Origin of the sequence: Acinetobacter sp. TAC-1, assembly GCF_029025845.1 — a bacterium.
In the GTDB taxonomy this organism is placed as follows: Bacteria; Pseudomonadota; Gammaproteobacteria; order Pseudomonadales; family Moraxellaceae; genus Acinetobacter; species Acinetobacter guillouiae.
In genome coordinates, this window is the sequence record NZ_CP118892.1 from 3744614 (window position 1) to 3771449 (window position 26836).

Genomic DNA, 26836 nt, shown 5'->3' on the forward strand with positions numbered 1-26836 from the left:
TTTAAATCTCTTTAAATTAAATGCCCAGTGATAAATTTAGCTGGGCATCTAAGTGTACGAGCACATTTTTAAATCTTATTAAATTCATAATAAAAAGCATAAGCGTTCCCCCATGGCGCCAAATAACATACACAATGCAGCGATCCTTTAATGCCTTAAATATGCTATACCAATGTAAACGGTTCAGTCATTCTAAAATGATTGACAGTTTTCTAACGATCGTTTAAAAACTTATAAAACAACCAATGAGAGAACAACAAATGTCAAATCTACAAGGAAAAGTCAGTCGTGAAATTCGTGGTCATATTTTTTTAATTGGCTTAGATCGTGCAGATAAACGCAATGCTTTTGATAGTCATATGATTCACGACCTATCACTGGCTTTAACTGAATATGAAAATAATCCAGAACTACGCTGTGCGGTGGTCTTTGCACATGGCGATCATTTTACCGCAGGATTGGACTTGGTTGAGTTACAACCAAAATTAGCCGATGGTGTTTTTAATTTTAGCGATGATATTGTGAATCCTTGGGGAACTGTTGGACGTCAAAGAACTAAACCATTGGTAACCGCAGTACAAGGCTATTGTTATACCGCTGGTATTGAATTGATGTTGAATTCTGACATCGTTGTCGCCAATGAAAATACTCAATTTACCCAAATTGAAGTACAGCGCGGTATCTTACCGTTTGGTGGTGCAACAGTACGTTTCGTCCAAGCCGCTGGCTGGGCAAAAGCCATGAAATATGTGTTAACTGGTGATTTATTTTATGCACAAACAGCCTATGAAATGAACTTAGTCACTGAGGTTGTTGAGGATAACCAACAGTTAACGCGTGCCATAGAGCTGGCTGAACGTATTGCCAATGCTGCACCACTTGCCGTCCAAGCGGCACTGCATTCGGCACATCAAGCCTTTTTACAAAGTCCTGAAGTCGCATTTGCAAACCTACAAAATCTACTTAGCCCTTTACTCGCCTCTGAAGATGCGCAAGAAGGTGTGAGAGCAATGATCGAACGTCGAGCACCACAGTTTAAAGGCAAGTAAACCAATCATAGCGATATACGGCGATAACCTAATAACTGTGGGAACAATCATGCAAAATTTAAAGTATTCTACTGAAATCAAACACTTGAATGGCAATAGTTTTACCAGCCAAGCCATCAGCTTTAAGGCATTGGATGGTTATGTACTGGCTGGCGTACTTTACACCCCAGTCAATACAATCAAAGCAAATCTTGTTGTTTCCAGTGCAACAGGTGTCCCACAAGCATTTTATCGCCGCTTCTCTGAATATGCAGCACAATTGGGTTATCAGGTACTCACTTTTGATTATCGTGGCGTGGCCAAATCTGCGCCACGGCAATTAAAAGGTTTTAAAATGTCATATCTGGATTGGGGAACATTAGATTTAGCAGGTGCAATTGACTACAGTTTTAAACAAGATATGCCCCTATTTTTAGTTGGACATTCTTACGGCGGACAAGCTTTAGGCTTGACACCGAATCACGACAAGGTAAGTGCAATGTATTGTTTTGGCACAGGTGCTGGCTGGCATGGCTATATGCCATTGAAAGAAAAAATTAAAGTTCAGGTAATTTGGAACATTATCTTTCCACCTATGGTGGCGATTACAGGTTACTTACCTTGGAGTAAACTCAATATGGGTGCAGATTTACCTAAAGGGGTTTACCAACAATGGCGTAGATGGTGCAAAAATCCCACTTACTTTTTTGCAGATCCTGAGCAACAAAATTTGCATGAACAATATGCCCAAATTAAAACGCCGATTTATGCAGTGGCCGCTTTAGATGATGATTGGGCATTGCCAAATTCTCGTTATGCTTTTATGCAACATTATAAAAATGCGCCCATGCACTTTATCAACATATCCGCAGATGAATTTGGTTTAAAACAGATTGGACATATGGGCTATTTTCGTCAAGGTTCGGAGCCAATTTGGGATAAAATGTTAAATACTTTCGAGACATTCATCCACGATTAATTTTAACTCCATAAGCAGCAAGGTCATCTATGCGCCCACAAAAACTTAGGCCTGAACACATGTTAAATACCTGTGCTTTACAATTTAAAGCACATGGTTATGCTGGAACAAGTATGGAGATGTTGGCAAAAGCATGTGGACTCAGTAAAGCATCGTTTTATTATTATTATCCCAACAAACAAGCCTTACTGATGCAGATCTTAGCGCACACCCATCTTTATTTAAATCAATCCTTGTTTAAACTCGAAGATTTTGCTGTTGTGGATGCAAATCAACAATTTCAAATCATCCATGATAAAGCTGTTCATTTTTTTAGTTATGAAATAAAAGGCTGTTTAGTTGGGATATTGTCCTTAGAGGCAAGCCATATTTCTTTAGAAGTCTTGGAAAAAATCCGTGAAATTTTCCAAGATTGGCAAAATGCCTTGTATCAATTATTTCAACAAAAAATGGATCAAGCCGATGCACAAATTTTGGCAAAAATAAGTGTGGCCGATTATGAGGGTGCGATTTTAATGTATCGACTGAATAATGACCTGTTCTATTTAAATCAAGTCAAAGCGCGAATTTCTCAACAACTCGCCCTATAATACTTGACTGATTTGCAATTTCTTGGTGAACATTAAATGATAAAAAAGATCAAATATAGTTTTTTAGCTTTGCTTTTTGTGAGTCTATTCAATACCGCTTATGCACAATGCAATCAACAAGATCAACGACAAGCTTATCAATGTATGCAACAGCAATTAAAAACAGATAAAGCGAAAATAATAGGGTCTGTTGACAATTCGTCTACGTTTGCGACTACGTGTGTTTTTTAGGCGGCACTAGGCACGAAATATGAAATTTAGTCATTCTAAATGAATAGTTCGTAACGACGTAGCGGCAAAAAACACGCTAGTCCCCCGCTGCGCCTTGCGCTTCAAACAAAGCAGTGCTTTGTTCTTGCTCAGGGTTGTGGCTAAAATTATCTCAGCCTCCGTTATGAAACTTGAAAATAGTCTCGCTATTCTCTTCGTTTCATGCCTTGCCTGCTCAATTTTAACCTACAACGCAAGCCGTTTATGAAATGCCAACAGACCCTGAGCTATATCAACGCATTTATCTGCAATACGATGATAACAACAAGTTATTACTAGAAAAATCACAAAAATCTTGGCTTAATTATCGTGATGCTCAATGTAATGAACTCATGGGAAGTCTTACTTATGGGGCTTTGGGATTAGCTTCAGGATTTGCACATTTAGATTGTGAAATCAATTCCACAACATTTCGACTAAAAGAGTTAAGCAGTCTAATTGAAAATCAATAACGATCTTTAAATTCGGCTTTATGCTCTACGCCTTGATGATCAACATGCGCATAGAACACCCCATAACGTCCGACATAGTATTCAAGTGATTGTTCATGATAACTCCAAAAAATAGACCATTCACCAAAATCAAAAGAACCGATCTGACTTTGGGTATTCATTGGCATTTTACTAAGTACATCATGCTGAATATGCCCTGCTTGAGAAAAATCTTTGGTCTGTAAAGCTTGTTCAAAAAACAGTTGCGCCGCTGCATCAAATAAACGTTGGTCTTCATCAGTGACCGGCTTAGCGGGGGCATGTTGCTCCTCAAGTACGGTCGACTGCTCTACTTGAACTGTAGTGCTTATTGCCTCTTTTACTGGGACTGAACCCGCCTTTTGTCGCTCTTCTGCAATCATCTGTTTAATCAGCTTAGTTTTTTCGGGCAGTTCATGCTCTTCTTGAGGATTTTGAACCAATTGAGATAACGCTTGCCGTTGTTCTTCAAAAGCTGCATTAATTTTTTGTTTAGCAACCCATCGCCATAGCACATATAGCGTGATCAAAAAAAATAGCACCAGGATAAATTTCAACATAGCGTAATCTCAAGCATATAATACGCCCCAGTTCAGACTCATGAGCTAAGTTTAAAGCTGAGTATTTTGATTGTTTTTTTAATAGTTTACCCAGTAAATTGTATAACTATCTTACTAGAGATACCCAGCTTAAACGTAACAATTGTTTTCTTTATATAGATCAACCAGATCTCTTATTTTAATTTTGTAATGCTTTTAGATCACCTGAAGCAAATACGATCCCTTTGCCTTGCACCTTTTTGAGTATTACGGGTTTTCCTATATTTTTATATATCGGTTGATCATCTTTAAGCGCTTTTAAATCAATTTTTTGAATAAAAATCTGATCATTTTTACGATACAGCTTTACCCCGCCTTCATCTGAAGCCATATAATGAACTTTCACATGATAGATTTGTTGTAAATCTGGCATCCACACAATCACTAAATCGCCGCCACGTTCATACATACTGTCAAATACAATGGTATCTGCATCCACTTGCTCAGATTTAACACCAACATAACCACTGGCATCCACCTGTTGATCGACTAAATATAATGATTTTTTAGCGCTCAACTGTATCCCATAGACCGAATAATATTGTTCTCGATCTTGCTTTTTACTGGTACAGGAATAAGTTTTTAATACGACTTTTGTCGAGCGCAATTGATAAGTTTGAGGTGAAAATATGTCTTCATCATCTTGATGGCATTGTTTTGCAAGCTGCGTTTGAATATTGAGTTGTTGAAATTCTTGTGCATATATAGATGACGTGATCACGACACTACAAATGAATAATAACTGTTTGATATATTGTATTTTCATTTCAATTTTCTATATTTTAGGATAAGCCGTTATCTGTTATATATCATTTAAAAATAAATGATCAGTTTTATCTGAATTATAGCAATATATAAAATAAAACACGCTATATAACGCACATAGCATGTTTTATTTTAAAGTAATTATTGCAATGTTTTAAACTGCGCTAAGCGTTGTTGCTGCTGTAATTGTTGTTCAAATTCAATTCTCCCCTTCGCTACATAGTTTTGTAAACCCGTCTGATCAATAAATGCTTTTTTATCACCCGCATTCAATTTGGCTAATTTCTGTTTCATATGGAAACGATCCGCTTTATTGGCAAGAAAAATATCTGCATGGATTGCATCCAAAGTTTTAAATGTGTGACGTATGTCTGAAACTAGATTTGGATAATTGTTATTGTTTAACAAATAATAACCGCCCGTAAATAAACTGTCGGCATAGATAACTTTATAATTTTTAAAGTGATAACGGATATCTGTTGTCCAAGAGGTTGCACCTGGTAAATGGCCTGGCGTCGCATGTGCTGTAAAAATTTGACGACCGAGCTTTAACTGTTGCCCATCTTTGATGATGATATCTACAGCTACAGATGGAAAAGGCAATTGCTTACCTAAAGCGAAATCAGTCACGCCGCCATTTTCTAGCATTTCGGCATTGGCAGCACTTGCGACCAATTGAGCACCACTCCATTGTTTTAATTTGGCAAAACCACCAGCTTGATCTAGACGCGCATGACTATTAAGTAGGTATTTTACATCTGTGATTTTAAACCCCAATTTTTCAATATTGGCTTTAATCTGCACTGCCGACTGATCAATCCCACTATCAATTAAAACCAAACCATCACCCGTATCAAACAGTACCGAAGATAAATTTTCAGTACCGACATAATAGACATGATTAAAAATTTTAAAGGGCTCAATGGGTGTATTCCACGATTCAAACAAACTCATTGGCGGTGCATCAGTCAATGCTTGCTGAGCATTTAATGGGGCTGCTTGAGTAAATTGAAAGCTCATTGTGATCAATGAAATAACAATGGATTTGAACAGATGCATATAAGCGATCCATGCTAAAAATGAGTCGCCCATACTTGATTAAATCACGATATTTATCAATTTTTTAATGTCTAAAAAACAACTCAATACATCTTAAATTGTAAATAATATTTGCAAATTGTATGCGAGTTTTTAAAGGACTAATTTAAAACCTTGTCGGCAATTTTATTACTGACCTTAATAGCCAACTGATCGACATAATCACTATAAAAATTTGCAGCAATCAAAGTGACTGCAATCGCAGTTAACCCTGAGCAGATTACCGCAAGAGAATAACTCCAATGCCAACTTAAAAATAAGTTAAATAGTGGAATACAGATTAAATACAGCATCATTAGATGTAATAGATAAATAGAAAAAGATAACTTTCCTAACCAGACTAAAATCGGGTGATCTAAGCCTTTAGACAGTAATGGACTCATCAACACACTATAAACAATTAAAATCCCAGCGATGAAATTACTATAATCATAAGTATTCTCCCCTAAAATATGATGAACCCAGCTATAGGCTGCACTGGTATTATGTGCACCCGCCAAATATAGGCCAATCAATAGCATAGGAATAGCTACCACATTTGAAAGTGGTTTAGCATACAGATAAATATAGATACCAATAATAAAACTGGAAATCCCAAAACTAAAGCCTTGCCCTCGCCAAAGAAATGCAAGACAAGGAATTAAAAGTGAGCCTAGCCAAAAAGCAATATGTTTATAATGATACAAATAGAGTAGAAAAAATAATGCAAATGAGCCCATAAGCTCAATCGTCATCGTCCATAACACCCAGTTTATATCACTTTCTGAGAATAAAAATGCGCCTATAGTTCCTTCATATACTGCATGTTTAAAACTAAAATCTTGTATCGCAAATGCATGTAACCAAGCCCCCACATGACTACTATCAATATGGATGACTTTAAGGACCAACCAAATGATGACACATGAAGTCAGCGCTGGAATCATTAAACGCGGATAGCGTTTAATCATCATATTGTTAATTTTTGCATGAAATTGTTGAGGGCTTTTTAAGATCGCATAACTGAGCACAAAGCCACTTAAAACAAAAAATACAAAAACAGCAGCATCACCTGAGTAGAGAAAACCAAAAGGCAAATGATGTATGGCATACACCCAAGCCAAATCTGTTTTCTCATTAGGATCAAAATGATGTAAAAATGGAAAAAAACTCATTGCAAGATGAGAAAATACGACAGCTAAACAAGCTAAACCTCGAATACTTTCTGCCGAGTTTATTTTTGCGGACATCTATGTTTCCCTGTGAAAACAAAAGCCCCAACCTGTGGGACTTTTGCTGACTAAGCCATTAGTCAATATATGTGATGCGACCATCAGCATCATGATGAACTGTAGCAATTTTTTGCTGACGAGAATGTATAAGATCATCCACATTCAGGTTGAAATGCTCGGCATATTCTTGTGTAGATTTAGCTTCTGCTTCCTTTTTGGTCTTCGCTGGAACAAAGTTACTCCATAACCACAAAGAAATCGCACAAGCAATCAACGCAAATAATCCGCTTTCTAAGGCTTTTGCAAAAGCATTAAAGAAATAATGTACCAGTTGCGGTTTCTCAAGTGAAAGATATCCCACTAAGATGACAATAGGTCTCCAAAGCAGTAACCAAAATGCCCACAGCATAGCCGTCATTGTCGTGGAGAAATAACGACGATGCCACGGTAACTGCTTACGTACATCAATAATTAAAGAGTTTGTTTTCATATTCGTATCTCAAAACTTATTCTGACTAAAATGTTAGTCATCATGTCGCATACCACGATCTGGGCTAACCCAACGTGCTCTTTTACTTTCTCCACGTAAAAGAACTTTTGGAAATGCAACAATACTTGCCGTTACTGTAATCAACCAAAATACAAAGGGATACCAAATCATCCAATAGTAGTTTTTCACTAAACTCGATTCGTAACGACTATCCATCCACTTACTGATTGCGAACTGCAGTAAACAAGTTGTACCGAGTAAAATACCTGTTCCCATCGGTAATAATGGAGAACTCATTGCAGGGAATCCTGCATACGGTAGCAGCAAATGCAAAATCCAGAAAATCACCATAATCAGCATTAAATATGACCAGACTAAGGTGAGGATCAGCTCAATAATCAAAGGCCATAGAAAATTCAGCTTCGGTTTAAATAATACATCAAAATTCTTAATTAAAACTTGAGCGCCACCCATAGCCCAACGTAAGCGTTGTTTCCATAGACCATCAAAGGTTTCAGGCATTAAAATCCAAACCAAGGCATTCGGTTCAAACTTTACTTCCCAACCCGCGCGATGCAATTTCCAAGTAATATCGATATCTTCTGTCAACATGTTTGGTGACCAATAGCCCACCTCATGTACAGCACTTTTACGAAATGCAGTGATCACACCAGAAACTGTAAATAAACGACCAAAAGTACGTTGTGCACGTTTAATCATACCGACAATTGAAGAAAATTCGCCAACTTGAATCCGTCCAAGCAAAGTCGAACGAGTACGAATACGTGGATTTCCTGTCACAGCTGCAACGGTAGGATTATTGAGAAAATGACGAATCATCCACTGTGCAGCATATGGATCAAGTAACGCATCACCGTCAATACCAATTAAAAACTCAGCATCGGTAAGCAAACTACCCGCTTGTAAAGCCATGGCTTTACCTTGGTTTTCAGCCAAATGTACAACGCGAAGCTTGTCATACTTCAATGCCAACGCATTTAAGATTTCTGCAGTATTGTCAGAACTCCCATCATTAATCGCAATGACTTCAAAGTTTGGATAATTCAACTTCAATGCATGACTAATGGTCTCATCCGCATTGTCTTGTTCGTTAAAACACGGCACAAGCACAGCAACTAAAGGATATTCTTCCAATGTTGGCGGTTGAGTATATGGCGGCTCTTTACGTTCTTTCCAATAGAAAATTAAAGCGCCTATCATCCATAGATACGACATAAATAATGGATAATAGAAGATAAAGTTTAATACGGATTGCCACAGGTGTTGAAATGCACTCATATCAGACCTTAAGGAACCAATCGTTGTGGTTTAGAATCAAATACTTTACGCATTTCAGCAGTATTTGGATGATCTTCTATTGGATCATCTGGGTAGTAACCCACATGCATCACACCTTGTTGATACAAAGACTGAATTGTTTGAGCAATTTCCGAGGTTGGAATCTTTTGATTATTACGCCAGTTCACTGCTTGTAACTCAAAAATCGTCTTTTTAATCCCATTGGGTTGTTTCTTCACGTTTTGTACTAAATCTTTATAAAACTTAGTTGCATCTGGCGCCTGTTCCATATACGGCATTGCCATAATTGCAGTAAAGTCATAATTTTTAATCGATTGTTCTAAAGACTGGGCATACCAGTTTTCCGAATATGCTGAAAGTGCAACTTGAGCATATAAGTTACGTGCAGTCAGTAAGAATGGTTGGTAATAACGTGCTTTTTGCGCCAAATCCATTGCAAAATTATCAATGGTCTTGGTTTTAAAATCAGTCCATTTTTGCAATTTTGCATCATCATTACGAATTTCTTCTAAATCGGCTGGTAAACCAATTTTTTGATAGGCTTTAATCGCTTCTGGACTAGCATCTTCATAATCTGAAAGTGTTGCATCATCATGGAACAAGATACCATCAAACGTCGTCGATTTTGCTAAATCCTGATATAGGCCTTCAATTACTTTACGTGCTTCTGGTGAATATGGGCTTAAACGATGATATCCCATATTTAAATGATCGCTGTCTTTGGCTTGCTGGGTCACCACCACATCTTTAGACGCAGGATTTGAAGCAGGTAAGTCCCAAGCCAACAAAGGCATCCACGCATATAAACGACTCACATGAGTACGCGTTTGAATCTGCCATGCAACACGGTTAAACAAATCTGCACGCATTGGCAGATAACGATTTGGGAAATACACCATATCAGCAGAACCATTGGCATCAGGATCAGCGAACGCCTGTAAGAATACCGTGGTGACATTCATTTCACGAATACGGTCTAACAGATGACCTAAGTTTTTCTCTTGCTGTGCTTCATCTGGATCATAGATATAGTCTAAATCCACATGCATGACTTTTTGTGGGCGGTTATTGTCAGTAAAGTTCATCTGACGGCTTTGAATTTCTTGTGCCAATGAATCCGTGGTCATATTGCCTTCGACAAGAATACGGTTCAAATGACCTAAGGATTTTTCAATATGGTCTGGACCATCATCTAAGCTAATGGTAATCGGCATACCGACTTTTTTAGCCAAAGCAACTGCTTCCATATTATAACGACCATATGGCCACACCATCACACGTGGTGCTTTCAAACCATGCGATTGCAATAATTTATTATTTTTTTTCAAATCACTAAAAATACGATCTGCATAGACTTTGTCAGATTCATAGGTTTTACTTTTTGGATCGTATTCGCGTGTGACAGCGGCAGGCTCAGAGTTGCCCTGAGGATTGCCTAAAATACCACGATGTAAATTATAACTGTGGCTACCAATTTCTACATAGCCACTCTTTTGCATGGTTTTAAGTTCATCCCAAGTCAAAAGTTTTTTACGTGCTAATTTTTCATCTCCAAATTGGACCATTTCGTTGGCTTTAGGTTCTAACCATGAGCCAACGACAGCGAGTACAACAGGAATTTTACGTTGTTTAATGACCGGATATGCATATTGATAAAAAGATTGATAACCATCATCTACAGTCAACAATACAGGTTTGGTGGGTAGTTTATATTTACCTTCGTTGGCTTTAATAATCTGGTCTACATTGACAAAATTATAGCCATTTTTTTGTAGCCAATCTAAATGCAGCTCAAACTGTTTCGTGGTCACAGCATAGTCTGGAATCACTGCATCATGGTTCGGCGTAATTTCATGATAACCAATAATCGTCAGCGTATTTAAATCAATTTTAGGTAATTCATGCTCGATTGGAGTTTCAGTAGCAACTTGGTCTACTTCTGCCATTGCACTATTATAAAAGGACGAAAACAATAGTGTTACGCATATCATCGCTGAAGGAGAAAAGTAACGGCTTAGCATATATTTAAATACTCGATCATCATTGTTTTAAATCTGAATCCGTCCGTAGTACATCAATATTGAAATACTAAAATCCTTTTTCAAGACGAATTGAGCCAGAGGTTTTACAACGATGATTTAAAAGAATAAAACTGAAACGAACCTTAAAAAATAACTCTGAGCAGAATTATTTATTTATGACATTTAAACACTTTTAAGACAAAAGTATTGTAGATGATTGTTAAGTATTGAGCAAATAATAAACAAAAAAATAAAACGATTGTGTTTAAAATCACACTATTAGCTAAATAATAAGCGCATAAAGTCGGATTCGAATGATACTTTTATCTGAGTAATATATACAGAAATCAAGAAGACTCTCTCAACATCACTAACACAAGACAGTGTAGTCAATAGATGCTTCATTAGACATAAAAAATAGAGATCAATTGATCTCTATTTTTGCGTCCATGTTGAGGGCTAAATTAGCTCAGACATTTCGCAGATTTAATCACGGGTTTTGACATCAAAAAGTTCAATTTCAAAAATCAGATTAGAATTTGCTGGAATAATTTTGCCCATTTTACGCTCGCCATACGCCAAGTGTGCAGGAACGATCAATTTACGTTTACCGCCCACCTTCATCCCCATAATGCCTTGATCCCAGCCCTTGATTACACGCCCTGTTCCAATCACTGTTTCAAAGTAATTGCCACGATCAATTGAAGAATCGAATTTGGTTCCGTCTTCCAACCAGCCAGTATAATGAGTTGTAATCAAAGCACCTTTTACCGCTTCTTTACCTTCACCAACTTTTAAGTCGATAATTTCTAATTCATTTGACATACATTATTCCTATTCATCATTCGGGTTTGTGCAAAGCTTTACTCATCACTGTCTTTTGTTCAGTACGATATTCAGCATAACTTTTACAAAAACTTTGATAATCTTGCTCAACTTGTTGGGCGTAATTATACGTGTATTTCAACAATTGCGTTTTCCAAAGTTCTGCTTGTTCTGCAAAATTGATTAATTCATCTGCTGTTGAAGAACCTTTACGCCCTGCCGAACGCAATTGAGCATAAGCAATTAATCGGGCCATGTTATAGCAGGCATCGGTAAATTTTTTAGGTTTATCTACACACTGTTTAAAATCAATTTTATCTTGTTCGGGTTGTAATGCTTTGACAATATACGCTTGTCCTTGAAAGTCTAGCCGTGATAACTGAGCCGGGATTTGGTACTGCATGAGTGTTTGGATGAATTGAATGCGTTGCGCTTGATCATCCCATTCTGGTTGCTCTATTTTTAGAAATGGAGACAAGCTTAGAGAGCAAGCTTGGGCCTGTTTCATATCGAATAACGTATAGGTTTTATTTTCACGATCATAAACTAAAAATACATAGCGATTTAAACCGATACTTCCTGTTCCCGCAATGCGTACTGCGACATCTAATACTTGAAAATTTGATTGATTTTTCGTATTGAGTTTTTGTAAATTCTCAGAAAATGTTTTTATCAGCCCCGTATATAAGCTTTTTGATTCTATTTTAAAATATTTTTTCTGATCAATCACCAAATAGCGTCGATCACTTGTTTTATCTAAAGAACAACGCGCTTCAATAAATGCCACAGGATCACGTTCAGAAACGGTTGCAATATATTTCTTTAAAATACCATCGACGGTTTCTTTTTCTACTGCATAAGCTTTCCCTATACGAAGTGCATTTAAATACTCATCTAGCAGTTGTGCTGCAATCGTTTTTAAATCATCGTCGCCGATATTCAGCTCTTTACCAGCTAAAAATATACTACAAATAAAACGCGACACATCCCACGTTGGATGGGCCAAAATCGCCTCGTCAAAATCATTTAAATCAAAATAAACCACCTGATGTCGACTACGATAACTGCCAAAATTTTCGACATGCAAATCACCACAAATCCAAGTGATGGTTTGATCTTTCCATGTTTGCTGGCTTGCCAAATCTTCATAATATAAATGACATGAACCACGGAAAAAACGGAAAGCACTACTCGCCATTAATTTATATTTAATTGCTAGAAATCGCTCATCTCGCGACTGATTAAAATGGATAACACGTTCATAAGGATCTCGCATCGGTTTACTCCAATACTTTATACAATTGCTTAGATTAAATCGCTAAGCTGAAAATTTGATGAATAAAAGATTGAATAAATCAACCACACTTTTTTCTTGTTTTAGAAACTTAACTCTTTAATCTCTTGATCTAAAAGCAAATAGTTTGTGAGTTTTTTATGATTTTGTGCAGATCCAATTAACACCCAGCGCCCAACAATCTGTTTTTCAGTTTTATTTTGTACGCCACGTAAAATTTTCATATTGTATTGCTTAAACAATTCTTCGTATTTATCTAAGGTCTCTTGCTGATAATCACATAAAATTCTGTAATTACGCGCTTGGTGAATTGCTTCAATTTTTTCTTGAAAATAGACGAGAAATACTAAAACAACCAGTACCAGTAGCGTTCCAACAAATGCTAAATATTCATAACCTGCACCAGCGGCCATACCTAATGCAGCCACCATCCAAATTGTTGTTGCAGTGGTAATCCCTGAAATTCGGTTATCATCTTTAAAAATAACCCCAGCACCTAAAAACCCCAAACCCGTCAGAATATTTGCTGCCAAACGATCAGGATTTTGTACCCCAATTTTAATTGAAAGTATGGTGAATAAGCAGGATGCTAAACTTACCATAATCATGGTACGTAACCCTGCGGACTTACTGCGATACTCACGCTCTGCACCAATAATCGCACCAATCGCCAAAGCCATCAGTAAATGGTAGATGTCATTATTCATTGATTTTCTACATAACTATTTTTATCCCTCTAGGTATACGAAATTTGAGCAAAAAAAAGCAAGCGATTCGCTTGCTTTTCTTGTCAATTTTTATTGAGCAACAATGATTACTGTAACTGAGTCCATTCAATCACAGCTTGAGCATCATCACCAATCAAGGTCCACTCACCATCCATAACATTTAATTGCAATTGCATGGTGCGTTGACATAAAGCTTGAATTGCAGTTGTCGTCGCCTCAGACAATTGCCATACCTGAACATTTGACAATGTTTTGAGTTTAGAACTTCTTTTATACCATTCTGCAACGGCTGAACCATAGGCGATGACAGCCACTTCTTTACAACGCGCTGCCGCTTTTTTAACTTTGTCTTCGTCAGGCAAACCAACTTCAATCCATTTAATCAACTGCCCTGTTAAATCCTTTTCCCATAAAGCAGGTTCATCAGTTTCAAATAAATCTTTGGTAAATTCCAAACGTTCATCTGCAAAACGAGCATATGCCAATACACGCACCATTAAGCGTTCAATCGTTTCAGACGGATGTAATGCCATCGTGAATTGATAATCACCATATTGATGCACATCCATATTGGCAATATTGAGATCAGCCTTATAAATTGTTGCTTTTAATGCCATGAAAGTTCCAAAAAGTTCTTAAATATGGCGCACAGTCTATAAGATTTTCAAAAGGATTACTGCGTTTTTTCCGCCTGATCAATTCGACAATTCAACAAAGCCGTTTCTAAACTTTCCCAATCACGATTGTGCTGGCTAATGAGTTCAATCCGATTATCCAAGCTTTCTTCACCCGATTTATAATTCAAATTTTCGGGATTAAAATTAAATGTCATCCAACCTTGATTGGTATTGAATATCCCTTTGATCCGCAACCAATCTTTTTGCTCACATAAGACATCTAACAAGTCATAAAAATCGAATTGCCAACGCTTTGAAAATTTCCAACCTGCCACAGTATATCCATTAGACGTTTCAACATAGTGATAAGGCAATTGTTTAACCACAGGCAGTACTTCATCGAGGTTAAATTGCTTTTGCACTTGAATCAGCGGTACAACTTTTCTCTCAACCCCTTGATGGGATAGATCCAGCTGTTGAATATCAAGATTACCCTGCTCTGCCAATACCCAAGTTTGAATATAAGCAAAGTAATCATTTTTAAACTGGTTTAATACCTCATGATCAGACGCAGACATACTATCTGCATGCGAAACCACAACAATTTGTGCAGCTTTTAACTGATCTTGATAAAGCTCTTGATTCACCCATTCAGAATCATGTAAGCGACTCCCATCAATTACTGTCACCAATGCACGCATATCAATTTGCGCTTGCCATTGTGGTTCAGTCAATTGTGCCAAAAGTTGAGCGGGATGACCTAAGCCTGTGGGTTCTATAAATAGTCGATCGGGTTGTTTATCATAAATCAATCGAGACAAGGCAATTTGCATAGGCAATTGTCCTGCACAACATAAACAACCACCGAGTAATTCTTTTACTTCATAGCCTGAGTCTTGTGGTAACAATTGCTGATCTACACCAATCTGTCCAAACTCATTCATCAGAACCGCCCACGTTTCATTTTCTGGCTTCTGTTGAAGCAAATGCTGTAATAAGGTGGTCTTTCCAGCCCCTAAAAAACCAGAAATAATATGAGTTTTGACTGTTTTTTGGCTTAAAATCTTCAAAGGATCGACTCAGCAGATTAAATGAAAGAAATTGACGGTTATCGCGGCGCTTCTTATTATTACTGAAAATGTGCCAATAATTTCAGGTTTTAAATCTATTTTTTAAATTAAAATTACAAAAACAATCCAAAACTCCAATACACCATTCATAAAGATTGCATCGTGAATGTTAATTGTAAGTAACAATGTAGTGTATTTTTTAATCAACTTTTCATATTTACATACATTTTTACCTATTGGTAAAAGTCAATGAGTCACAAAAAAGCAACATAATACAATGATTTGTTTTAAACATGTAAACCTGTCTGTTACGCTTTGTTGCTTAGGTTGCCCATTTTTTCATCTGCACTTAGCATGACACTACTCCCTGTGATCAGCAACGCATTTAACAACTGACGCTCTCACAGGTCGTTATACGATCAATTCAATGAATTAAGGATGCCAAAAAATGAAACTCGTTAAAACACTTTTAGCTACTACACTTGCTTTCACTGCTTTCTCAACTTTTGCTGCTACTGATACAGCTGCAACTGAAGCTGAACAAGTTGTTGTATCAACTCAAGAACAACCAGCTGCAGCTGAAGATACTCAAGCTGCTGGTCAACCTACAGCTCAACCTGCGACTGAAAGCGCTGCTGAAGCTCCAGCGACTTCTGCTCCTCAAGCAGGTCAATAAGATTTAATACTCCTCCCGAGTTAGCAATTGGGTTGTCTGAAAAGACGATCTGAATAAAAAGACTAGATCATGCTGCGATTTAGTCTTTTTATTTTTTCTGATATTATTAACTTAAGCTGATGATCATAAATGTATTTTTCAGCAGCTACTTTATCTGTAAAACAACCAATAATATTTAAATTGTCACTATTCTGAATCATCCAGATAAATTTAAAACCATTTTTTAAACCATATTCATCCTTGAACAAACTCCGCTAAACTGCCTGAATCCAAGCGACACCTTTTACGGTATCACGCTGTTGAATCAACTGAATAAACGGTTTAAATTCGTCTAGATATGGCACAATTTTAAAAGAGATGGCGAAGATCAGCCAGTATGCTAAAAACAAATCTGCCGCAGAAATTTGATGCCCCAGCAAATAAGGATTTGCTTGCTTTAGCCCAATTTTAATAAAGTTATAAATTGTTTCTTCTGTACCAAAGCCTAGACTTCTTCTCCGTTCCTGAATTTGTTCTGTTGAAATACCTAAGCTTTTAATATCCATAAACTCAGTCAAAGGTCCGTGGCAAAAGAATAACCATTTTAAATATTCTCCACGCTTAGGATCATTCAATGCGGGTGCGAAACCTTTCTCAATATATTTGTCTGCTAAATATGCAAAGATTGCAGGCGTCTCAGAAATGACAGAACCTTGATCCACTAAAAAAGGAATCTTAGCCATCGGATTCAGTACCAAATATTCAGGCTGATTCAAGTCTTTATAATCCACTTGAATAATTTCGACTTGATCTTCGATATCTAATTCTTTTAATAAAGGTAAAATGGTATTTCCACGAGAATGAGCATTGGTATAAAGTTTCATTGTTTTTAAATCCATTTTTATCGTGCTTTGAGTATAATCAAAATATCACTAAGAATGATTAATTTATATGCAAAAGCAAAGTGCTTCCTTTCTAAAAAAATAAATTCCATCCTTTCATAAAGGCTCTAAACTACAGAAAAGATTAAATGTGGTTTACCCACAGTATCGCGATTGATCCAAACCAATAATTTAGAATATTTTTTATATAAATTGCACTTTTAAAAAAATTTAAAGTCACCCAATAACTTCATTTTTCTGATCTTTAATCTTTAAGATAACTCGTACATACACCCATTATGCCCCCTGAGTGCTTTTCTAATTCGAATTATTGAATAATTCAGCTATACTATTTTGCACTTAAATCAGTTTGTAAAATTGATAAATTTATAATTAAAACCTGACATATCAAGACTAACGAGGAATTTAAAATGTTAAAAAAACTGATCGGTTTAGGCGTCATCAGCACCCTACTTGTTGCATGTAGCAAACCGTTACCGACAGATAAGCAAAACTACTCAGGCACGTGGCAAAGTGAGGATGGCAGTGTAAATTTGATGATTACACCTGAAGGCCGCGTTGAATATAGCAATAAACAACCTAATTCAAGTTCATCTGTATCTGCCCCAATTTCTAAATTTGAAGGCAATAGCTTTAGTGCTGGCATTGGACCACTTTCAACTGAGTTTAAAGTTTCTCAAGCACCGCAACAAACTGCCAATGGGACATGGAGCATGACTGTAGATGGACGTGTTCTTAACAAAGTCAATTAAAAGTACTGCTCTGTCTTTATCAAATTTTTATCGTTTGAATTTATGTTTAAGCGTCTATACCTTAAGCTTAGTGCTGTCAAAAAGGTCGTATCACGCTAACCACATTTCATTTAAATTTTGAGACTATCTAATATTAATATCTAAAACTCCCCCTCATTGGTAACGAGGGGGCAATGCGATCAATTAACCATTTGAAGCTTTTTTATAAATACTGCAAGAAGGATGATGATTTTCTTGTAAACGCGCCACTTTACGTTGCTCAGCCGCTTCAAAACGACAGCGTTTCCAATCATTATCCAGATTTAAAGCTGGAATTTGCTGTGGCTTACCATTTTCATCTACGGCCACCATGGTGAAATAGCAACTGTTGGTATGGCGTACTGTACGTTTTTGGATATTTTGTGCTTCAACACGAATCCCGATTTCCATGGAGGTACGACCAACATGGTTGACACTGGCAAGGAAGCTGACCATTTCACCCACATGAATTGGCTCTTTGAAATTCACTTTATCGACTGAAAGTGTTACAACATAACTACCTGAATAACGACTTGCACATGCATAAGCGACTTGATCAAGCAACTTAAGGATGGTTCCACCGTGTACATTACCTGAAAAGTTGGCCATATCTGGGGTCATCAAAACGGACATGGTTAATTCTGACTGGTCATCTGTAGCTGGGATCATTTGATCTAATGGAGACATCGTATTCTAGACTCTATTTTGGCAGGAGATTTAAGTCTATTATTATATATCTTTTCAGCTAAAAAACATGTTTAATTCGGCAATTGACCATTCTCTCAATTTATGATTATGACTATAGTCATTTATTTGAGGTATATCTTATTGGTTTATCAATCATTTTCTATTTTTTACAATATTCGCGCTGCAATCTTGCCATATCTAAGTCTTTGCTGATCCGATAATTGGTGTTGAATTTGATAACAATGATCAATGTTTACAGGGATGATTCCAAGAATAGTATGGGATAGTGTCACAATTCTTACTTTTACCCATAACAAATTTAATCATCATAGATTTAAATAAACAGATGACCGCTATAGCACATCATCCTTATTCAAATAATCATACAGTGATAAAAGCATAATATTTTTAAATGGATCTATTACGATTGATCTTAGTTTTGAACTTGATATTGCTGCTGAGCAGTTTCAAGACTTTTCTTACTGGCAATAACCACATCTAGATCATGCATACGTTGATTGGCAGCATCGATTCCGGCTTGCATGGTATCCTGACGGCCTTTTACATCAAAAATATGTGCTTTTTCGCGTAAATCTGGCTGAATCACAATATCTGCATTTTTTAATTCTTCTGCTGCTAATCGATTTTGCATGATATTGATATTTTGGTTAAACAGCCCCCAGACATTCGTGGTTTCAGTATTAACAGGTTGTGCCAATATATCCACTGCAATCACGATATCTGCACCTAATTCTTTGGCGATATTCACGGGTACGGGGCTAACCAAGCCACCGTCAACATATTCCTTACCTTTAATTTTTGTGGGAATAAACATACTTGGAATAGATACAGAAGCTCTTACAGCTTGCCCAGTATTGCCATAATTAAAAATTGTTTTTTCACCATTTTGTAATTCTGTAGCAACCACATACATCGGGATCTTCATCTTTTCTAAAGGCATTTGATCGATTTGCTTATTGACATAATCCTCAACTTTTTGCCCGTCAAAAAAACCTTTCATCCCAATTTTAAAATCGCGTACATCACCCACTTTCATATTGAGTGCAATTTGACGTAATTGTTCAGGCGATTTCCCACTGGCATAAATTGAACCAACGATACTTCCCGCACTTGTTCCAACAATAAAATCAGGCTTAATACCATGTTGTTCCAGCACTTCGATTACACCAATGTGGGCATAACCACGCGCGCCCCCACTGCCTAAAACCAAAGCAATCACAGGCTTTTTCTTTGACAATTGTTTGTATTGATAAAAAGTATTGTCCAATCGTGAAGTGGCTTCTAAAACCTGTTGGGTTGCTAAGCTACTGGCTTGAGATTTTTTTTCGGGTGAATGTGCGCATGCAGTTAGCAATAAACCACAAAACAAAGCAGCTAAGGTTTTATTTAATAATGACATATACTCTCAGATCATGACACAATCTAAATTCGCATGTATCTAAGCATAATTTGCAATGATTTGCTGTTGTATTTATTTATTCTGTCATGATTTTCGATTAGATTATAAAAATCAGTGTCTAAAATAATCCTAAAAATATGCCCACACTTTTTGAAATTTTTTGGATTTTTTTAAAATTAGGCTGTAGCAGCTTTGGTGGTCCAGCCGCACATTTAGTGTACTTTAAACAGGTTTTTGTAAAGAAAAAGCATTGGTTAAATGAGCAGCAATATGCTCAACTGCTTGCACTTACCCAATTACTTCCAGGCCCAAGTAGTAGTCAAATGGGCATGGCTATCGGCTATTTACAACATCGACATTTAGGCGCAATTGTGGCTTGGATTGGGTTTACCCTTCCTTCAGCCTTGCTAATGTTTGGCTTAGCACGATTCATTCAGCAGCATCCAGTTTTTAATTTAACCTTATTTTCAACAATCCACTCAATCATCTTGGCAATTATTGTCTTTGCTTTTTTACAGATGTTTAAAAGCTATTGTAAAACCAAACTACATTTTGCCTTAATGCTTGTTAGTACTGGGTTGCTCCTGCTGTTTTCCAATGCTTGGATACAACTTGTGATTATTCTCGGTACTGGTTGTTTAGCCGTTTTAATGACGCGATTTGCATATATTCAAAAGGATTCAAATGATCTTGCTATCGAAAAACAGCATATAAATTTTAACACCTTACCAACCGCTCATCGTCATCATTCAATCTGGTTGATTGGCTTTATTTCAATCTTTTTCGCCTTGTGCTTGGCAATGCTTTTTTCCAACAAGCTGTTCTTTCAAGCCAGTTTTAGTTTTTATAAAACAGGCGCTTTGGTCTTTGGTGGTGGTCATGTGGTTCTTCCTATGCTGCACCAAGACCTTGTCAATACAGGGCTAATCAGTAAACAAGATTTTGAATTAGGCTACACACTTGCGCAATTTATGCCAGGACCACTGTTTAGCTTTGCCAGTTATCTTGGTGCATATTTGCCCCTTACCACTTTTCCCATTGTTAATGCGGCCATAACAACACTGTTGATCTTTCTGCCTTCTTTTTTCTTTGTTTTTTTAGCTTTGCCTTACTGGTCTAAGCAACTTGAGAATCGTTATATTGAAAATTCTGTAATGCTCATCAATGCCGCAGTTGTTGGATTTATCTTGTCTGTGATTGTCCCCATGCTACAAAAAATCATGGGCAGTCCATTAGATATCCTCACAACCTGTTTAATGCTATTGAGTTTAAAACTTAAAATTTCAATTTTTATCAGTATTCCTAGTCTTTTATTTATTCATTATGCCTTGCTGAATTTCATTTAAAAAGCCAGTGATATCACTGGCTTTTTAAATCTAAAGATTAAGCGATAAATTTTAGAATTAATTGAATCACTGTTGCATTAATTAAGTCGACAAAAAAAGCACCACAAAGCGGAACAATCAAAAATGCTTTATGTGAAGGACCGTACATATTGGTAATGGCCTGCATATTTGCAACAGCTGTTGGTGTTGCACCCATACCAAAACCACAATGCCCTGCAGCCAATACCGCTGCATCGTAATTTTTCCCCATTACACGGAATGTCACGAAAGCAGCATATAAAGCCATCGTTAATGTTTGTGCACTCAGAATAATCACCAATGGCCCGGCTAAATCTGCTAACTGCCAAAGTTTTAATGAAAGTAAAGCCATCGCTAGATAAAGTGACAGTGCTGCATTACCAAACACATCGATCGCACGATCAAACATTTTAACTCTTAAAATGCCTTCAAGCACATTTCGAAGAATAACACCTCCAGCGAGCGCCCAAACAAATGTTGGCAGCTCAAACCATTGTCCTTTACTGTAACCTGTCATAAATTCAGCAAAAGCCAAACATGCTGCAAAAAGTCCCAATGTTGTAATCGCATTATCTGCAGTAATCAAACGGACTTGATGTGGATATTCAAAGGGAACATATTCACCAAGATCAGAAACAGCTTGCTGATTGGTCTCATCCACTTCTTTTTGTGTCTTTGGATTAGATAACTGATAACGGTTAATCAGTAGCTTGGCCAATGGACCACCGATGATCCCACCAATAATTAAACCAAAGGTTGCACTTGCCATACCTAATGCTAATGCACCTTGAATACCATGCTGGGTTTCTAAAATCTCACCCCAAGCACCTGCTGTACCATGTCCACCTGTGAGGGTAATTGAACCCGCAATCAAACCAATCAGCGGGTCTAGACCCATGGCCGTTGCCAACCCAATCCCAACAAAGTCTTGTACGACAATAAATGAGGCAACACAAATTAAAAAAACGACTAAACCAAAACCGCCTTCTTTTAATTTTGCAAAGTTTGCACTTAAACCAATCGAAGCGAAAAATACCAACATGAAACTGGTTTGCAATTCACTACTTGTGGTAATGCTATAGCCCCAGAAATTATGGATGAGTAAAGACAAAATTGCGGCAACAAGTCCCCCAGCAACAGGTTCTGGAATATTATATTTACGGAGAAAATCAATCTTATTGACCAGGAAACGACCCAATAACAATACGATGACCGCTGCAATCAACGTATAGAAGGCATTAAAAGAAAATTCCATAAGTAATTGTCCATTCTTTGGCTAGATTTTTTGTTGTATAGATATAGAAATGCTATTCCATAGTAGCAGACTTAAAATCACTCAGATTCAGTGATTACCTAATTGCCTGATATATACAACAAAAAATTAAAATAAAACGCAGATTTTCAACATTGAAAATCAAAAAGGCTTATCGCGATAAATACATTAGCGATTAGATATAAACAGAATTGCAATGCTGCAAAAATTTAGAAAAGAAAATGGTCATGATGTTACTCCTATTATTGATAAAAGATCATTTCATCAAACAATGAGAAATACAGTCCTCATAAGTCATTCGCTTTACAAGAACAGGCCAAAACAGATCATTTATCTATACGATAATATGAACATACAAAAAAAAGTGGGTTAATTATGCATTTTTTTAAGCAAATGTCTTATGTTTTTACAATATTATTCATTATTTGAAATGATATTGATTTGATGATTATTTTTGACATCAATACTCAGGCATTAAAAAACCGAGGATCATTCCTCGGCTTTTTGGATCAATAAATTTCTAAGTTGGAATTAGAAATTGTATTTCGCCATTAAACCTACACGGTTATCTTTATAAGATTGACCCGCGAAAGTTTCACGCTTACCGTTGATATACTCGATACCTAAATCAATCGGTTTCGCTGGAGAATAGATCACGTTTAACCAAGCTTGTTGAATTTTTTCATTTGCAGTTTGGTTTGCTTTGGCAAAATCTGTACCGTTGTCAGCAAACAATGCACCATACGCTAAAGTTGAACGTAAGTTAGGTAAGATTTTATATGTCCCACCCACTTGAAGCGCAGTGAATTCATTCTGTTCAATATCACCATTTACCACAGAATATGCATTGTTACTTCCGTATAAGTAGTTGCTATTACCAACTACATAAGATGCATCAGCAAAAAGTTTTAAAGGATCAGCAACTTTAAAGTCTGTACCAACTGCAACACCCCAACCAGTCTTATCTTTGCCAACATTGTTATCTTTATAGTTTTCCACTAAAACACGTGCAGATGCATTACCGTTGCCATCAGCATATGATTGTGTAATTTTACCAGTTAATACAGGAAGACTATATTTAACTGCTGTACCTGTAACTCCAGTACTATTACCCTCTTCAGCAGCAACTAATAATTTTGTAGTCGGTGCCAAATTGTATGCATAGCGTACTTGTGGAATACGTGTAGTACCGCCACCTGCGTTAGTTGCAAAGTCAATCATTTCTGGCGCATGGCTAGATAGGAAGTTAGATGTTGTTTGACCAAATAACCAGTTGTTATAGGTTAAATAAGCATGACGAATACGAAGGTTTTCATTTACACCATTACCTGCAAAGTCAACTTCAACTTTACCACCAACTTTAGCATCGCCTACTGGTGTATTAAAATCTAAACCGATACGTGTTGTTTTTGCTGTAGCACGGAGTTTATCTTTCGCTTCGCCATTGGTTGAACTGATTTTGTTGAAGTCGTCATCACCGCCTTCAATGATATAGTTCGCATCACCACGAACAAAACCATAAATATTGATATCTGCACCAGACTTAGACTTTAAGCCAACTGAAGAAGAAGATGGCGCTGCTTGAACTTTAGATTCAACTAATCTTACTTGCTGCTGTTGCTGTTGAAGAAGTGCTTTTAATTCTTGAACTTCATTGCGTAATTGTTGAATCTCTTGACTGTCAGTAGCAGCTTGAGCTGTATTTACCATCAAAGCTGTTACTGTTAATGCTAAACTTTTGACGATCAATGACTTACGATTTGTGAATAGACTCATGAAATACTCCTAGCCTTATTTATGATGTGCATCCGTACAATTTGATCTTTTAACCCCAATACTTTGCTAAAAAATCAATTTTTCTTGTTTTCTTCAGTAGTTTCTCAAACACCACATAAAAAAAACTTTGCACATATATGCTTGCTATTAAATTATGAAAGCGTTGAAACTAAGTTAAAACCCAAAAGTAACAATTTGTGTATAATTCTTACACCTTTGTAATCTAGCGTAACTCAACCCCTTTATTAAATCAGTTTTATCGAATAATACTTTAATTTCAATTCTTTTTTCAGATTAGTATTTCTATAATCATTATATAATCTAGGGCTTAGCTAAAGTTTCAAAAAATGAATATTACGCCTCTACGACTATCGTATATAGTCTATTTGATGAAAAATTAGACCAATAAAGGACTTTTATGTTTTTAGAACAGGTTCAAGTGATAGATCAAGCAATTACAAGCCGTCATTCAGTACGTGCATTTTTGGCTAAACCTATCGATTTATCTATTATTAAAGATATTTTAAAAGTTGCCTGTCGTGCGCCATCAGGAGCAAATACCCAGCCGTGGAAAGTATATGTCGTCACTGGTAACAAACGGCAAGAAATGATTGACCGTGTATGTGCTGCTCAAATCGAATTATTTACCCGACCAGAACTTGCCGAACAGCATACTGCGAGCTTTTCATACTACCCAACCACTTGGATTTCTCCATTTATTGATCGTCGTCGTGAAAATGGTTGGGGGCTGTATGGACTTTTGGCGATTCAAAAAAGCGAAAAAGAAAAAATGGCGGCACAACATTTAAGAAATTATCAGCTTTTTGATGCACCTGTTGTGCTGTATTTTACTGTAAATAAAATCATGGGAACTGGCGCTAAAATGGACATTTCCATGATGGTGCAAAACGTTATGATTGCAGCCAAAGCACGCGGTATAGACAGTTGTCCTCAAGCTGCATGGAATCATTTTCATCGTATTGTCTTAGAGGTACTCAATGCGCCTGATGATGAGGAGTTAGTCTGTGCGGTTGTATTGGGCTATGCCGATCCAGATCATATTGTAAATACATTTATTACCCCGCGTGAACCTGTTGAAAGCTTTACCGTGTTCTTGGATTAGAACGACTTTATTTAACTGCCTTCAATAATTTAAGTCATTTTAAAATATTTTTATTCGGCTTCTTTCAAAAGCCCTTTTTAAAACTGAGTTCAACATAAAAGTTCCTCATTCTAACCTTCTCGAAAGGTGAAGAAGGAACTTTCAATACCAATATAATTTAATCCACATGAGCATTTTTTGATTTTTAAAAGATCTATTGTTCTGTATCAGTTGGACATGAATATTTCAACGAATGAATCATCCCCCCTGCCTTGTTAAAGTACATATTTTCTTATAGTAAGGGCTTTTTATCGTAGCTGTCTTTATATAGCTATCGTCTTTTAGCGATCCCCTGCTGTTTCTTACATAATAAATGTCTAGGGATTAAAACCTGTGAAATCTCGAATAATAGACAGCATTAAAAAAATTAGCACGCTCTCACACACTAAATATTAAAAAATAAAACAATGACTTAAATAAAAATCCAATCAAAAAGCATCTAAGACTCAGGTTTGTAATCTTTTGTAAAGTAATATTGATAATTAAATGGGCTTTATGACACTATATATGTATTGTCAATAAGCCACCTTATAGGTATAAGCAACATGTCTATCCAAGTCAAAGATTCAAACAACAATATTATCCCTATTCAAAATATTCAGTTTGCGGGTGGTGAACGACATGTTCAAATTTCAGCAGATACGTTAAAAATGTTGAAAGGGCAAATTCAGATTCAAGCCAAAATCAGTAACACGCAAGATTTGATGGATTACTTGTTAATTGAAAATGTATTACTCAATCAAGGTTTAGAAATTGATTTAGAAATCCCCTATTTTCCATACGCACGCCAAGATCGAATCTGTGCGATGGGACAGGCATTCTCATTAGAACTGATGACAAAATTATTAAATATCAATACTGAACAATTTCCACAACAACGTAAATCAATCAAAGTTTGGGATGCACATAGTTGTGTTACTGAAAAACTTTTAAATGAAAACACCCATTTTTTTGAGATTGAGAATGTTCAACCAAGTGAAATCATTCTGCAAAATTCAAAGTTACAAGACATTTTAATTGCTCAAAACACCGTTTTAATCTGTCCAGATGCAGGTGCAAAACAACGGACCAAAACGATTGCCAAAGTCATCAATAGCTTAAGAGATCACGAAATCGAAATGGTCTACTGTGAAAAAAACCGTGATGCCATCACAGGAAAAATTCAGAATGCTCAAGTCAATGCAACTGATTTAACTGGAAAAACAGCTGTGATCACAGACGATATTTGTGATGGTGGTGCAACTTTTATTGGTATTGCACAAGAGTTAAAAAAATTAAATTGCCAACATGTGATTTTGTATGTAACTCACGGGATCTTTAGTAAAGGTATGCATGTATTTGAAGGATTGGTTGATCAAATTTTTACTACGACGAGCTTTCCACAAACTGAACATCCAAATCTAAACGTCATTTCATTTAGTCGTTTCAATTCATTTTAATTATTTTGGAGAA

Annotated in this window: 25 protein-coding genes and 1 pseudogene; 9 read left to right on the forward strand and 17 right to left on the reverse strand. The window is 36.6% G+C overall.

Annotated elements, in window-relative coordinates:
- The first annotated feature begins 260 nt into the window (after positions 1-260).
- The 4 genes from PYV58_RS17535 to PYV58_RS17550 all read left to right on the forward strand — a co-directional run bounded on the left by PYV58_RS17535 (position 261) and on the right by PYV58_RS17550 (position 3319).
- On the forward strand, positions 261-1049 hold the full coding sequence (locus tag PYV58_RS17535; protein ID WP_034616111.1) for a crotonase/enoyl-CoA hydratase family protein: 789 nt from the start codon (positions 261-263) through the stop codon (positions 1047-1049).
- 49 nt (positions 1050-1098) lie between these two features.
- Positions 1099-2007: an alpha/beta fold hydrolase gene (locus PYV58_RS17540; RefSeq protein WP_051671070.1), complete on the forward strand. Its 909-nt coding sequence runs from the start codon at positions 1099-1101 to the stop codon at positions 2005-2007.
- A 29-nt stretch (positions 2008-2036) separates the two neighbouring features.
- Positions 2037-2597 (forward strand): TetR/AcrR family transcriptional regulator, encoded by a 561-nt coding sequence (locus PYV58_RS17545; RefSeq protein WP_034616109.1) that lies wholly within the window; start codon positions 2037-2039, stop codon positions 2595-2597.
- Between the two features lie 479 nt (positions 2598-3076).
- Positions 3077-3319, forward strand: a complete 243-nt coding sequence (locus tag PYV58_RS17550; RefSeq protein ID WP_081407359.1) for a lysozyme inhibitor LprI family protein — start codon at positions 3077-3079, stop codon at positions 3317-3319.
- On the opposite strand, the gene PYV58_RS17555 is transcribed toward PYV58_RS17550, so the two are convergent.
- The 12 genes from PYV58_RS17555 to PYV58_RS17610 all read right to left on the reverse strand — a co-directional run bounded on the left by PYV58_RS17555 (position 3313) and on the right by PYV58_RS17610 (position 15375).
- Positions 3313-3897 carry a hypothetical protein gene (locus PYV58_RS17555; RefSeq protein WP_034610901.1) on the reverse strand — a complete coding sequence of 195 codons (585 nt, stop codon included), beginning with the start codon at positions 3895-3897 and terminating at the stop codon, positions 3313-3315. The genes PYV58_RS17550 and PYV58_RS17555 overlap by 7 nt on opposite strands.
- A 178-nt stretch (positions 3898-4075) precedes the next feature.
- Positions 4076-4702, reverse strand: a complete 627-nt coding sequence (locus tag PYV58_RS17560) for a hypothetical protein (protein WP_034610903.1) — start codon at positions 4700-4702, stop codon at positions 4076-4078.
- 140 nt (positions 4703-4842) lie between these two features.
- Entirely contained in the window at positions 4843-5760 is a 918-nt protein-coding gene (locus PYV58_RS17565; RefSeq protein WP_034610906.1) for an HARLDQ motif MBL-fold protein, read from the reverse strand.
- 140 nt (positions 5761-5900) lie between these two features.
- Complete coding sequence (locus PYV58_RS17570; protein ID WP_004819460.1) at positions 5901-7028, reverse strand: acyltransferase; 1128 nt, start codon at positions 7026-7028, stop codon at positions 5901-5903.
- 58 nt (positions 7029-7086) lie between these two features.
- On the reverse strand, positions 7087-7500 hold the full coding sequence (gene pgaD / locus PYV58_RS17575) for a poly-beta-1,6-N-acetyl-D-glucosamine biosynthesis protein PgaD (protein ID WP_004819458.1): 414 nt from the start codon (positions 7498-7500) through the stop codon (positions 7087-7089).
- Positions 7501-7533: 33 nt separating this feature from the next.
- A complete protein-coding gene (gene pgaC / locus PYV58_RS17580) occupies positions 7534-8799 on the reverse strand; it encodes a poly-beta-1,6-N-acetyl-D-glucosamine synthase (RefSeq protein WP_004819456.1) in 1266 nt (421 codons plus the stop codon).
- An 8-nt stretch (positions 8800-8807) separates the two neighbouring features.
- Positions 8808-10766: a poly-beta-1,6-N-acetyl-D-glucosamine N-deacetylase PgaB gene (gene pgaB, locus PYV58_RS17585; protein WP_227504209.1), complete on the reverse strand. Its 1959-nt coding sequence runs from the start codon at positions 10764-10766 to the stop codon at positions 8808-8810.
- 561 nt (positions 10767-11327) lie between these two features.
- Positions 11328-11666, reverse strand: coding sequence for an FKBP-type peptidyl-prolyl cis-trans isomerase (locus PYV58_RS17590; RefSeq protein WP_004722677.1), 339 nt, complete (start codon positions 11664-11666; stop codon positions 11328-11330).
- A 16-nt stretch (positions 11667-11682) separates the two neighbouring features.
- Positions 11683-12942 (reverse strand): DUF2252 family protein, encoded by a 1260-nt coding sequence (locus PYV58_RS17595; protein WP_034610912.1) that lies wholly within the window; start codon positions 12940-12942, stop codon positions 11683-11685.
- A gap of 101 nt (positions 12943-13043) precedes the next feature.
- The gene (locus PYV58_RS17600) at positions 13044-13667 is read right to left on the reverse strand and encodes an MgtC/SapB family protein (RefSeq protein WP_004819450.1); all 624 of its coding nucleotides are present in this window, start codon (positions 13665-13667) and stop codon (positions 13044-13046) included.
- 107 nt (positions 13668-13774) lie between these two features.
- Complete coding sequence (locus tag PYV58_RS17605) at positions 13775-14305, reverse strand: YaeQ family protein (RefSeq protein WP_004722682.1); 531 nt, start codon at positions 14303-14305, stop codon at positions 13775-13777.
- Between the two features lie 56 nt (positions 14306-14361).
- The gene (locus PYV58_RS17610) at positions 14362-15375 is read right to left on the reverse strand and encodes a CobW family GTP-binding protein (protein WP_034610915.1); all 1014 of its coding nucleotides are present in this window, start codon (positions 15373-15375) and stop codon (positions 14362-14364) included.
- 448 nt (positions 15376-15823) lie between these two features.
- On the opposite strand from PYV58_RS17610, the gene PYV58_RS17615 reads away from it, so the two are divergent.
- A complete protein-coding gene (locus tag PYV58_RS17615; protein WP_004722685.1) occupies positions 15824-16051 on the forward strand; it encodes a hypothetical protein in 228 nt (75 codons plus the stop codon).
- 254 nt (positions 16052-16305) lie between these two features.
- Here PYV58_RS17615 and PYV58_RS17620 read toward each other — a convergent pair whose 3' ends face one another.
- Positions 16306-16914, reverse strand: coding sequence for a glutathione S-transferase family protein (locus tag PYV58_RS17620; RefSeq protein ID WP_034611110.1), 609 nt, complete (start codon positions 16912-16914; stop codon positions 16306-16308).
- 428 nt (positions 16915-17342) lie between these two features.
- Between PYV58_RS17620 and PYV58_RS17625 the strand changes: the two genes are divergently transcribed.
- The gene (locus tag PYV58_RS17625; RefSeq protein WP_034610921.1) at positions 17343-17684 is read left to right on the forward strand and encodes a hypothetical protein; all 342 of its coding nucleotides are present in this window, start codon (positions 17343-17345) and stop codon (positions 17682-17684) included.
- 183 nt (positions 17685-17867) lie between these two features.
- Here the strand turns inward: PYV58_RS17625 and PYV58_RS17630 are convergent, their stop codons facing one another.
- Together PYV58_RS17630 and PYV58_RS17635 are read right to left on the reverse strand one after the other, a co-directional pair.
- The gene (locus tag PYV58_RS17630; RefSeq protein WP_004722691.1) at positions 17868-18389 is read right to left on the reverse strand and encodes an acyl-CoA thioesterase; all 522 of its coding nucleotides are present in this window, start codon (positions 18387-18389) and stop codon (positions 17868-17870) included.
- Positions 18390-18822: 433 nt separating this feature from the next.
- A pseudogene (locus PYV58_RS17635) lies at positions 18823-19692 on the reverse strand (patatin-like phospholipase family protein); the annotation flags it as partial.
- 254 nt (positions 19693-19946) lie between these two features.
- Here PYV58_RS17635 and chrA point away from each other — a divergent pair.
- Positions 19947-21155, forward strand: a complete 1209-nt coding sequence (gene chrA, locus PYV58_RS17640) for a chromate efflux transporter (protein ID WP_034610924.1) — start codon at positions 19947-19949, stop codon at positions 21153-21155.
- Positions 21156-21192: 37 nt separating this feature from the next.
- Here chrA and gltS read toward each other — a convergent pair whose 3' ends face one another.
- Both gltS and PYV58_RS17650 read right to left on the reverse strand, forming a co-directional pair.
- The gene (gene gltS / locus PYV58_RS17645; RefSeq protein WP_004819437.1) at positions 21193-22428 is read right to left on the reverse strand and encodes a sodium/glutamate symporter; all 1236 of its coding nucleotides are present in this window, start codon (positions 22426-22428) and stop codon (positions 21193-21195) included.
- A 549-nt stretch (positions 22429-22977) separates the two neighbouring features.
- Positions 22978-24222: a DcaP family trimeric outer membrane transporter gene (locus PYV58_RS17650; RefSeq protein ID WP_034610928.1), complete on the reverse strand. Its 1245-nt coding sequence runs from the start codon at positions 24220-24222 to the stop codon at positions 22978-22980.
- Positions 24223-24640: 418 nt separating this feature from the next.
- On the opposite strand from PYV58_RS17650, the gene PYV58_RS17655 reads away from it, so the two are divergent.
- Both PYV58_RS17655 and PYV58_RS17660 read left to right on the forward strand, forming a co-directional pair.
- On the forward strand, positions 24641-25345 hold the full coding sequence (locus PYV58_RS17655; RefSeq protein ID WP_034610931.1) for a nitroreductase: 705 nt from the start codon (positions 24641-24643) through the stop codon (positions 25343-25345).
- A 584-nt stretch (positions 25346-25929) separates the two neighbouring features.
- Positions 25930-26823 (forward strand): phosphoribosyltransferase family protein, encoded by an 894-nt coding sequence (locus PYV58_RS17660; protein ID WP_034610934.1) that lies wholly within the window; start codon positions 25930-25932, stop codon positions 26821-26823.
- The last annotated feature ends 13 nt before the right edge of the window (positions 26824-26836 follow it).